This window comes from Luteibacter sahnii (genome assembly GCF_034063545.1).
GTDB classification, from domain to species: Bacteria; Pseudomonadota; Gammaproteobacteria; order Xanthomonadales; family Rhodanobacteraceae; genus Luteibacter; species Luteibacter sahnii.
In genome coordinates this window covers 68,018-78,503 of sequence record NZ_JAQLOK010000005.1, presented here as the reverse complement: position 1 = coordinate 78,503, position 10,486 = coordinate 68,018, and the positions used below count along the sequence as shown (strand labels likewise).

Genomic DNA, 10,486 nt, shown 5'->3' with positions numbered 1-10,486 from the left:
GTCGCGGCGGATGCTCCAAACCCTCCATCGTCGACGGCGACTCTGCTGCCGAGGGCGGCTTGCATGGGGCGAGCCTTTCATGGAGACCAGGACACGATGGGAACCCTCGCCAAACTCGCGCCCGGCACGCCTGGCGACGGTCCGTGGCCGGACGCCCCGGTGAGGTCATCGCGGGCCATCGGGGCGGGCGCGTGGGAGCACGAAAACGTCGCCCGTGAGCTCGATCTCGCAGACCTGCTCCGTGAGGCGGTGGCGATCAGTCGCACCCTGCTGCAGCAGGACTGGCGTGAAGCCCGACTGCATGCGCAGGCCGCGTCGACCAAGGCGGAGCACTATGGCATGCCCGCGGTCCATGCCGCTGCCGCCGCGTTGGTGACCCAGCTGGGCGCCGAAGGCGCCTCGCCGTCGGCAGGCTACGCCCGAGCGCTGGACCAGCTCTCGCGAGCGATCGATCGGGCGTTCGAGTAGCGGGATCGGCCGCTCAGGCCAGCGCCGCGGCCGGCGCGGAGAACGGCACGACTTCGATCCGCGCTTCAAGCCGATCGTCGCGCATCGAATCCACCGTGTGGCGGCCGCGCTCGTAGGCAGCCATCAGTGCCTCGCTATACGTATCGAAACGCCGGTTCAGCCGATGACGCACGATGACTTCGCCATCGGACCGACTGATCACCAGGTGGGCTTCGTAACGCCCTCCGACCATTAATTCAGCGTCAATGTCGATGGAATAGCAGTCGCGGTCGGGCATCGGTTCGGGCCATGGGGTTAAGAGCACGTCCAAGCGTCGCCGATTCAAGGGTGACGAAACGGTGACAGCCGTGCCTCCAGCCACCTCACGCAGGCTGTGCCCGGATCGAAGCATTTTGCGGGTCCAGATACAGGTGACATTAATCGCAGGGGGGCTAGTCTTACTCCCAGGTCGTCGTGAGGCGACTTTCCCACCGCCAACGCCCGAGTTCCCCTGCTCAATGGCCTTGGCACCCGATGGAATGCAGTGAAGCCCGCAGCTCCCCTCTGCGGGCTTTTTTATGGGTTCTTCAAGGAAGTCCGGGGGCCTATCCCAGCAATCGACCCTATGGCCCGATGGATGGTTCGATCCCATGAGAGTTGTTGCGACCTTGTAGCGCCAGAGCGCGTTGCACTTGGGCGGTGCCGCAGGGAGACCTCGGTATACACCCTCGCTGCTCGGGCAGTCCGCCTCGTTCAACACGGAAGGCTCGGGCCTCACCGTCCGCGGCGGCGGCAAGGCCTGCATCCATGCGACATCCCCGCACGTCCGCGAAGACGCTTTTTATTGTCCGACCGTGTCCGCCCGTCGTGACCGCGGACACTCGCAACGACATCGCGGAGCGATCCGCCGGCGCCTCCACCGCGCACGTCGCCGCTGGCCCGTCCTTTGCATCGCGTCCCCCGAACGATCCGGGACGACGGCACGACAAGGGAACCCATGCTGGCTTACTACTTCGACATGGCGCTGCGAAACATACGCCGCAACGGCACGCTATCGGCACTGATGGTCCTGGCGATCGCCGTGGGCATCGGCGCCAGCATGACCACGCTGACGGTCATGCACCTGCTCGCACGCGATCCGCTGCCGGGCCGCAGCGCGCGCCTGTTCTATCCCCAGGTCAATCCAACACCCAAAGGGTATGAGGGCGGCGACGAGCCGCCTGACGTGATGGATTACCGCTCGGCCATGGATCTGTGGCGCGCGGGTCGCGCCGACCGCCAGACACTGATCGTGGATAGCCAGCTTCGCGTGACCGCGCCGGACGCCCGGACCCCGCCGCTGATGGGCCAGATGCTGTCCACCACCGCCGACTTCTTCCCGATGTTCGACGTACCGTTTCTCTACGGGTCGGGCTGGAGCGCGGACGACGACGCGAAACAGGCGCACGTGGCCGTGATTTCCTTCGACACCAACCGGCGCCTTTTCGGAGGCGCCAACAGCGTGGGCCGGACGGTCCGGCTACGCGACACGTCGGTACGCATCGTTGGCGTCCTCGACACGTGGCGACCGTCGCCCTTATTTTACGACGTCGCCGCCGGGCGGTTCGCGCATGGCGACACGGCGGACTTCTACGGCAAGGTGCAGGACGTCATGACGCCACTGTCCACGGGCCTGCAGATCAACGACGGGCACTTCCAGCAATTCGATTGCTGGGCCCTCGCACCGGTGCCCGGCCACCTCCAGGAGGCTCCCTGCGTCTGGGTAAAGTTGTGGGTGCAACTGGACACGCCCGCCCGGGTCGCCGCCTATCGCGACTTCCTCGCCGGCTACGCCGCCCAGCAAAAAGCGTTGGGGCGCTACGAGGTCGCCGAAGGCACGCGCCTGCGCAGCCTGATGGCCTGGCTTGACTACAACGGGGTGGTGCCCAGCGACGTGCAGTTGCAGACGAACCTGGCCTTCGCTTTTCTCGCGATCTGCCTGTTCAACGCGACCGGCCTGTTGCTGGCCAACTTCCTGCGCCGCAGCGGCGAGATCGGCGTGCGACGCGCGCTCGGCGCCACGCGGCAGGCGATCTTCGTCCAGTGCTTCGTGGAAGCCGGCGTCATCGGCGCGTTCGGCGGCTTCGGTGGCTGGCTGCTCACGCTCGCCGGCTTGTGGCTGGTGCGGCAACAACCGGTCGCGTATGCCGACATGGCCCACATCGATGTCGCGATGTTCGCCGTGACGTTTCTCCTGGCCATCCTCAGCAGCCTGCTCGCAGGATGTTTCCCCGCCCTGCGCGCCAGCCGCGTGCCGCCCGCCCTCCAACTGAAGACGCTGGGATGACCATGCCTATCCGCCCGATCCTGGCCGCGCTGCGCAAGCATCGCATCGCCGCCGCGCTCATCACGCTTGAAATCGCCCTCGCCTGCGCCGTGCTGTGCAATGCCTGTTTTCTCATCGCCCATCGGTTTGCGGCGATGCAGGTCGTCAGCGGCGTGGACGAATCGTCGCTTGCGCTGCTGGGCGTCGACGGCTTCGACGACGCGCGTGCGAGTGACCTCAACGGGCGCATCGTGTCGGCGCTGCGCGCCGTCCCCGGCGTCACCGCGGTGAGCGTCGTCGGCGGCGTGCCGTTCGGTCCCCAGGTGGCCACGGCGGGCATCTCCACCGATGCCGAACACAAGCACCGCGGCGGCCAAGTGGATTTCTACGTGAGCGGGCCCGGCACACTGGACGCGATGGGGCTGCGGGTCGTGGCCGGCCAGGCTCCCGGCCCATCGGACTACGTGCCGGTGACCGATTTCGTTCCCAACGATTCGCGGGTGCTCGTCACACGTGCCCTGGCCGATCACCTGTGGCCCGGCCAAGACCCGCTAGGCCACGAATTCTGGGTGTCGTCGTATCACTTCCGCGTTATCGGCGTGCTCGACCACCTGGCTCTCGCCGCGCCCGGTAGCCGCGGCGCGAACAGCGCGGAATGGGCCGTGTTCGTGCCGGGCGCGCCGGGAGCGAAGCTTGCGGGGCGTTACCTGTTGCGGGCACCGGCAGCGGAGATCGACGCGGTGCTGCATAAGGCACGGGAAGCGGTCGCACGCGTCGCGCCCGAGGTGGTCATCGACGACGACGCCACCCGTACCGTGAGCGCGTTGCGCCAGCGCTATTTCCAGGGTGACCGCGTGATGGTGGGCATGCTCGCGGGCATCGTGATCGCGCTGCTGCTCGTGACCGCGCTCGGCATCTTCGGGCTGGCCAGCTTCTGGGTCGCGCAACGACGTCGACAGATCGGTATCCGCCGGGCGATCGGTGCCACGCGGCGCGACATCCTGCGCTATTTCCAGATGGAGAACTTCCTGATCGTTACGATCGGCGTGGTGGCGGGCATGGTCCTGGCCTATGGCATGAACGCCTTGCTGATGAGCGCCTACGAACTTCCGCGGCTGCCTTCGTTCTACCTGCCGATCGGCACCGTGACGCTCTGGGTGCTGGGCCAACTCGCGGTCCTTTCGCCAGCCTTGCGCGCCGCAGCCGTGCCGCCGGTGGTGGCGACGCGTTCGATATGAGGCGCAGGGATGCACGCGCGAGCCGGCGCATCGTGGTGAGGCATCCCCGCCGCGAGGGCCGCCCAACCTGAACAAGCACCCGTCGCCGCGCGCGCTTGACCTTGAGGATCATCGTATCTATCGCCAGATCCTAGGGGTCAAACGGATCGAGGGTGGTGCGACGATGCAGGATCGAGAGAAACCGAACATCAAGGCACACCGGCCCCTGCGATCGCACTATCCCGCGATTCGGGCGAACGAGACGAACGCTCACCGAGACGCTTGCCTGCCACGTCTCAGGCCGCTGCCTTAAGCGGAGTCGTCAGCATGACGACCCCTGACGACAACCCAACGTTCCGCACGCTGCCGGCATCCGCGCTGGCCGTGGTCATCGAGCCCCGCCCGACCGTCGCCGACACGGTCGCGGATTGCTTACGCAGCCGCGGCTACGACGTGCGGGTGGCATCGAGCCACAGCGGCGCGGCAGCATCGGTGATCGAGCGCGAGCCGGTCCACATCCTGATCGCGGCAGTGCCCGCGCCGGGCGACGATCGCTCGGGTGCTTACTTGGCGCGAGCCAGAGCGACGCATCCCGGCATGGCGATCGTCATCATGCTGTCGGACCCTGACGAGCCCGCGGAAAACGCACCACTGACGGCGATTCGTCTGGTCAAGCCGTTCGATAAAGCCGCCCTCGCGCGTTCCATCGACGCGGCGTGTGCCATCGCGTAGCGCTGCGGCCGCACGGAACCGGCACGCGCCGGTTCCATGCCCTCCCCTGGCGTGTCAGGCCAGCATCCGCACCGTCGACTCGCGATCGAAATAACGCCCCTTCGCGCCTTCGACGAACGCCTTCGGCTGCCTGGCGGCGATGACACCCTCGTCCGGTGCCAAGCCCGCCGCGTCGAACAACGCACGGCCGCCGTCATCCAAAGCGATGGCCTTAAGGTGGCCAAAGGCGTCACGAACGAAATCCACCGCTGCCGCTTCGCGGGTGAGTTGCTGCGCACCCTCAGCGCTCAGCACCACGGCGACCGCGTCGAAGTTGATCGACGGCGTACCGGCCAGTTGCCCATCCGCCACGAGCTTCTTGCCGTCGGACAGCTTCGCGCCGCCTACCTTCGGCGCGACGATCTTCACCGTCGCGCCAGCGTCGGCGCAGGCGGTCTTTAACGCGGAAACGGTCTTCGCATCCGAACCGTCGTTGACGAGGATGCCGACGACGCGACCCTCGAGGGTGCGCTTCATCTTGCCGATGATCTGCAATGCGGGAGAGACCGGCATATCGATCGGCGCCACCCGGGCGGCGGGCGCGGGGGGCAGTGAGTCCATCGCCAGCCCATCGGCGACGCGGCGAGCCAGTGCCTCGTCGATGTGCCGGAGATGGCCCACTACCGCGTCACGCACGTGCGCGGTCTCGACCTTCGACAACTCGAAAACGAGTGCGGATGCGACGTGCGTCTGCTCGTGAGGCGTCTGGCTGCGATAGAACAGGCGGGCCTGGCTATAGTGATCGGCGAACGTTTCCGAACGCAGGCGATCCCGCACGCCCTGTTCGGTCGCGGGGAACGATCCAAACCCGCGTCGCGGGTCCTCGCGCGGGGAGTCTGCCTGGAGCGAGCTGGGCTCATAGGCGACGCGGCCCTTGGGTACCTCACGTTGCATATGGCCGTCACGCTGGTGGTTGGCGAACGGGCACTTAGGGGCGTTGATCGGCAACTGATGGAAGTTGGGCGATCCCAGGCGGGACAGCTGGGTATCCAGATAGGAGAACAGGCGACCCTGCAGTAGCGGATCGTTGCTGAAGTCGATGCCTGGCACGATGTGAGACGGGCAGAACGCCACCTGCTCGGTTTCGGCGAAGAAGTTGTCCGGCCAGCGATCGAGCACCATCCGGCCGACGATCGTCAGCGGCACGAGCTCTTCGGGAATCAGCTTGGTCGCATCCAGGTGATCGAACGGGAACCGCTCGGCGTCCTCTTCCGTAAACAGCTGCACGCCCAGCTCCCATTCGGGATAGTTTCCGGACTGGATGGATTCGAAAAGATCGCGACGGTGGAAGTCGGGGTCGGCCCCGGCCAGCTTCACGGCCTCGTCCCACACCGTGGACTGCAAGCCCAGCTTCGGCCGCCAATGGAACTTGACGAACGTGCTCTTGCCCTCGTTGACGAGGCGGAACGTGTGCACGCCGAATCCTTCGATCATCCGCAACGAGCGGGGAATCGTCCGATCCGACATCGCCCACATGACCATGTGCATGGCTTCGGGCGTGAGCGAGATGAAATCCCAGAACGTGTCGTGCGCCGACGCTGCCTGAGGAAACCCACGATCCGGCTCCATCTTCACCGCATGGATGAGGTCCGGGAACTTGATGGCATCCTGGATGAAAAACACCGGAATGTTGTTGCCGACAAGGTCCCAGTTGCCTTCGCCGGTATAGAACTTGACGGCGAAGCCGCGCACGTCGCGCGGCGTATCGACCGACCCGGCGCCTCCGGCGACGGTGGAGAAACGCACGAACACGGGCGTGCGCTCACCGACTTCCGTGAGGATGCGGGCGCTGGTGTACTTCTTGAGTGACTTGGTCAGCTCGAAAAAGCCATGGGCTGCCGAGCCGCGCGCATGGACCACGCGCTCGGGGATGCGCTCGTGATCGAAGTGCGTGATCTTTTCCCTGAGCACGAAATCCTCAAGCAATACGGGACCGCGCGGACCGACCTTCAACGTATTCTGATCGTCGCTGATCACGCCGCCCTGGTTGGTCGTCAGCGGCGGATGCCCGCCTCCCGCTTGCTGGTGCAGTTCGTCCCCCTGGCCTCGAACGTCGCCGCGCGCCTTCTTGCTGGCGGCGGCGATCGGCTTGGATGACGTTGGCGCGGTTTTCTTGACCATGGCTGACCTCGGCGTGTGAATCGAGTCAACCTGCTCTAGGTGGCGTCAAGGTGCCGTGCAATCCCCGCGACAACGGCATCGGCGCGGATGGGCGGGTCACGCCTTGGGCATGTGTGCATGCAGACTGTCGTCGAGCGGATTGAGTACGATCGTCACCCTCAGGCCCTGGGGTGACCTGTTCTGGAGATGCAGCCTTCCTCCGTGCGCCGTACAGACGCGCTCGGCGATCGCCAGGCCCAGTCCCACCCCGCCTGTCGCTGCGTTGCGCGACGCTTCCAGGCGCGTGAATGGTTTCAGGGCGGCTTCCATGTGGTTCTCGGGAATGCCTGGGCCGGTGTCGTCGACGTGGATATGAATGGCGCTGCCCGATCGTGCGATGTCGAGCGACGCATTTCCGGCATAACGAAACGCGTTGTCCAGGAGGTTGTCGATCGCGCGGCGAAGCATGAGTGGATCGACCTGTGCGGAAGCGGACGATACCGAGGGACGGAAGTCGACCGGCTGTGCGATCGATTGGCGATCAAGCGTGATCGCCCGGAGAAAGGCGACGAGGTCGACCCGCTCCCATCGCACCCCCTGACGATCGATGCGCGCGTACGCGAGCATGTCGTCGATCATGGCGCCCATCCGTTCCAGATCGGCCACCATGCGTTCGCGCTCCCCCGGCGGCATGCATTCCGCGCGAATGCGCAGCCCCGTCAGCGGCGTGCGCAGATCGTGGGCAATCGCGGTGAATGACTGGAAACGCTCTGTTGCCTGCTCGGCGAGTCGGCGATGCATGTCGTTCATCGCACGTGCGACAGCCCGGATTTCCTCAGGCCCGTCGAGGGGGAAAGACGCCTCGGTCTCCAGGGCACTGACCGACGCGCGGGACGCCAGCGCCATGATAGGACGGGAAAGGCGGCGGGAGGCCAGCCAGACCGGAGCCGCCGAGAGAACGAGCGCGATACCGAAGGCGATCAGCAGGCGCATGCGCCATTCGCGCCGATGCCGATCGACCGGCATGACCCACTGCCATCGACCATCACGCTGCCGCAGCGCGACGTCGAACGCGGGCATCCGCACGTCCAGTCCGATGCGCACGTCTGGCCCGTATCGCATCTGGAATCCGCTGGCGCCGCTGTCGACCAGCAGCGCACGGTCGCCCACGAGCACCACGCTCTGGCCGACGTCGCTGGCCTTGCCCGCCCCTTCACTGTCCCGCCACCGCGCGCGGACGGTCGCGGGATCGACCGACAGGGCGCGGGCCAGGGCGGCCTCGATGGCTTCCACCCGTCGTCCCGCCGGCGGTGACGCACGTATCGCACGTGTCAGCGCGTCGTCCGTACCGCCACGTACGACGCGCAAGACCTCCCCCAACGTCATCCGTACCGGCGGCGGCGTGGGTACGGTCCACGCGATGGCCAGGCAAACGACGAACGACAGAACCAATGTCGCCAACGCCAGCATCGCCACCTGCGCCATGATCGGTGCGGACCATCTCACGAGGCGCTGACCCGTGGACGAAAGCGATAGCCCAGGCCACGGACGGTGTCGATGAGCGGCGTACCGCCGGCGTCCGCCAGTCGTCGGCGCAAGCGGCTGACCGCCAGGTCGATCGCGCGATCGAAAGGCCCTTCGGACGCGTCGCGCGTAAGGTCGAGCAGCCTTTCCCGGCTCAGCACCTGGCCGGCGTGGCGCACGAACGCCCAGAGCATGCGCAGGTCTCCCGCGGTCATCGCCACGTTCGATCCATCCGGTGCCAGCAAACGGGCCGCTATCGGCTCGAAGACCCATCCGTCGAAACGGAAGACGTGGTCTTTACCGGTCGATACCGAGGTATCGCGCCGAAGGATGGCCCGTACCCGGGCGAGCAGTTCCCGTGGATCGAACGGCTTGGCCAGGTAATCGGCTGCGCCCAGTTCCAGCCCGACGATCCGGTCGGTCGTATCCGCCAGCGCACTGAGCATGAGCACGGGAACACCCGAACCACGCAGCCGCCTGCAGAGGGAAAGCCCGTCCTCACCGGGCAGCATGACGTCGAGGATGACCAGGTCGGCGCGATGACCTGAGGCAAGGGCATCGAACGCCACGGCATCACGCGCACCCATCGCCTCGAGATCGTGGCGGATCAGGTAACCGACGATGGCGTCACGGACGCTGTCGTCGTCTTCCACCACGAGGATGAGGTTCCTTCGGTTCGTCATAGCTCACCGTAACCACCGAATGTATCGCGATCGTGTCATCGATGCATCGCCGGATACACGCGCGACATTCGACGCATACCACGGCTTGTCAGACTCCTGCCACGCCATCCACGCAGGGTCGAACCGCTATGTTCCCATCATGCTCCCGCCTTGTGCGAGCGACGATCGGCATCGTCGCAGCCGGTCTGTTCACCCAGGCCGCCGCAGGCCAGGTCCACGCCAACGATGGGCGACGCGAGGCCATCGCGACCGTGACCGAGTACCGCTCGCTGTGCCAACGCGATGACGGACGCCTCTGGGGCCTGTCGCTATGCGGGCCCCTACTCATCGTCGATCCGCAAACCCGGACCTTCGACGCGTACAGGGATATCGGTCGCGATCCCACCGCCCGCGACGCGATCGTCTCGGACACGTTGCCCGCTGACGTGGGCGTGGCCAATACCGCCATCGACTGGAACGGCACCCGCTGGACCATGGTCGTGCTGCCCTTGCCCGACGACCCGCGCAAGCGGGCGGAACTGTTGATGCACGAGGCGTTCCATCGTATCCAGCCCGAACGTCTCCCGCCGCCCACCGCCCCGCTGCCGGCACACCTGGACACCCGCGAGGGGCGCGAAACCATGCGACTGGAGTGGCGCGCCCTGGCCGAAGCGCTTCGCTCCCACGGTGCGGCGCAGCGGGTGGCCATTCGCGACGCGCTATCGTTTCGCGAGGCGCGGCGTCGGCTTGGGGCGACGGCGACGGCTGGCGAGCAGGCGCTCGAGATCAATGAAGGCGTGGCCGAGTACACGGGCAAGCGGCTAGGCAGCGCCGATGGCGTGGCGTCCACCCTTGCGACGCTCGACGACTACGACCGGCGGGACGGCTATGTGCGCAGCTTCGCCTATGCGTCGGGACCGGCCTACGGCCTGCTGCTCGACCGCTGGTCTCCCGGGTGGACCCATGCGGTACGGCCGTCGGACGACCTGGGCGAACTGCTTTACAGGGCAACGGGCGACACGCCGCTGCCTGACCCGTCATCCGTACGCGACCGGTACGGCTACGCCGATGTGCATGCCGACGAGCAACGCCGGGAGGCGGCACGGGATAAGCAGCTAGCGGTATGGCGGGAGCGTCTCGTGGACGGACCCACGGTCTGGGTTCCCCTGCAAGCGATGCAGATCGAATTCGACCCGAGAAACCTCGTGGCCATGCCGGGGATCGGCACGGTGTATCCCCACGCGATCCTCCACGATACGTGGGGCACGCTCACCGTCACGGACGGCCTGCTGGTCGCAGACGGCGGTCAGTCGGCTCGTGTGAGGGGGCCGGCGAGCGGCAAGGGTCAGTCTTACAGCGGGCCGGGCTGGCAATTGGCGCTTTCGCCTGGCTGGACCCTCGAGGACGGTCGTATACGGCAACGATGAGCCTGGGAGATGCCAGGCTCACCGTCGGTGGAT

The 10,486-nt window shown here is 66.5% G+C and carries 9 protein-coding genes; 5 read left to right on the top strand and 4 right to left on the bottom strand.

The genetic code is table 11. From position 1 onward, the window contains the following. Positions 1–96: 96 nt before the first annotated feature. On the top strand, positions 97–468 hold the full coding sequence (locus PI246_RS14150; RefSeq protein ID WP_320551952.1) for a hypothetical protein: 372 nt from the start codon (positions 97–99) through the stop codon (positions 466–468). A gap of 13 nt (positions 469–481) precedes the next feature. On the opposite strand, the gene PI246_RS14145 is transcribed toward PI246_RS14150, so the two are convergent. After that, on the bottom strand, positions 482–745 hold the full coding sequence (locus PI246_RS14145) for a hypothetical protein (protein WP_320551951.1): 264 nt from the start codon (positions 743–745) through the stop codon (positions 482–484). A gap of 699 nt (positions 746–1,444) precedes the next feature. Between PI246_RS14145 and PI246_RS14140 the strand changes: the two genes are divergently transcribed. The 3 genes from PI246_RS14140 to PI246_RS14130 all read left to right on the top strand — a co-directional run bounded on the left by PI246_RS14140 (position 1,445) and on the right by PI246_RS14130 (position 4,701). Beyond that, on the top strand, positions 1,445–2,773 hold the full coding sequence (locus tag PI246_RS14140) for an ABC transporter permease (protein ID WP_320551950.1): 1,329 nt from the start codon (positions 1,445–1,447) through the stop codon (positions 2,771–2,773). Between the two features lie 2 nt (positions 2,774–2,775). Then, entirely contained in the window at positions 2,776–3,990 is a 1,215-nt protein-coding gene (locus PI246_RS14135) for an ABC transporter permease (protein ID WP_320552097.1), read from the top strand. A gap of 306 nt (positions 3,991–4,296) precedes the next feature. Beyond that, the gene (locus PI246_RS14130) at positions 4,297–4,701 is read left to right on the top strand and encodes a DNA-binding transcriptional response regulator (protein WP_320551949.1); all 405 of its coding nucleotides are present in this window, start codon (positions 4,297–4,299) and stop codon (positions 4,699–4,701) included. Positions 4,702–4,755: 54 nt separating this feature from the next. On the opposite strand, the gene PI246_RS14125 is transcribed toward PI246_RS14130, so the two are convergent. The 3 genes from PI246_RS14125 to PI246_RS14115 form a co-directional block, all read right to left on the bottom strand. Continuing rightward, entirely contained in the window at positions 4,756–6,861 is a 2,106-nt protein-coding gene (locus PI246_RS14125; protein WP_320551948.1) for a catalase, read from the bottom strand. 96 nt (positions 6,862–6,957) lie between these two features. Continuing rightward, positions 6,958–8,133, bottom strand: a complete 1,176-nt coding sequence (locus PI246_RS14120) for a sensor histidine kinase (RefSeq protein ID WP_320551947.1) — start codon at positions 8,131–8,133, stop codon at positions 6,958–6,960. A gap of 209 nt (positions 8,134–8,342) precedes the next feature. Next, positions 8,343–9,047, bottom strand: a complete 705-nt coding sequence (locus PI246_RS14115) for a response regulator (protein ID WP_320551946.1) — start codon at positions 9,045–9,047, stop codon at positions 8,343–8,345. A gap of 152 nt (positions 9,048–9,199) precedes the next feature. On the opposite strand from PI246_RS14115, the gene PI246_RS14110 reads away from it, so the two are divergent. Then, positions 9,200–10,453 (top strand): hypothetical protein, encoded by a 1,254-nt coding sequence (locus tag PI246_RS14110; RefSeq protein WP_320551945.1) that lies wholly within the window; start codon positions 9,200–9,202, stop codon positions 10,451–10,453. Positions 10,454–10,486 lie beyond the last annotated feature (33 nt).

Coding starts and splice junctions, on each gene's coding strand:
- PI246_RS14150 (WP_320551952.1), top strand. CDS start 97: ATGGGAACCCTCGCCAAACTCGCGCCCGGCACGCCTGGCGACGGTCCG.
- PI246_RS14145 (WP_320551951.1), bottom strand. CDS start 745: ATGCCCGACCGCGACTGCTATTCCATCGACATTGACGCTGAATTAATG.
- PI246_RS14140 (WP_320551950.1), top strand. CDS start 1,445: ATGCTGGCTTACTACTTCGACATGGCGCTGCGAAACATACGCCGCAAC.
- PI246_RS14135 (WP_320552097.1), top strand. CDS start 2,776: ATGCCTATCCGCCCGATCCTGGCCGCGCTGCGCAAGCATCGCATCGCC.
- PI246_RS14130 (WP_320551949.1), top strand. CDS start 4,297: ATGACGACCCCTGACGACAACCCAACGTTCCGCACGCTGCCGGCATCC.
- PI246_RS14125 (WP_320551948.1), bottom strand. CDS start 6,861: ATGGTCAAGAAAACCGCGCCAACGTCATCCAAGCCGATCGCCGCCGCC.
- PI246_RS14115 (WP_320551946.1), bottom strand. CDS start 9,047: ATGACGAACCGAAGGAACCTCATCCTCGTGGTGGAAGACGACGACAGC.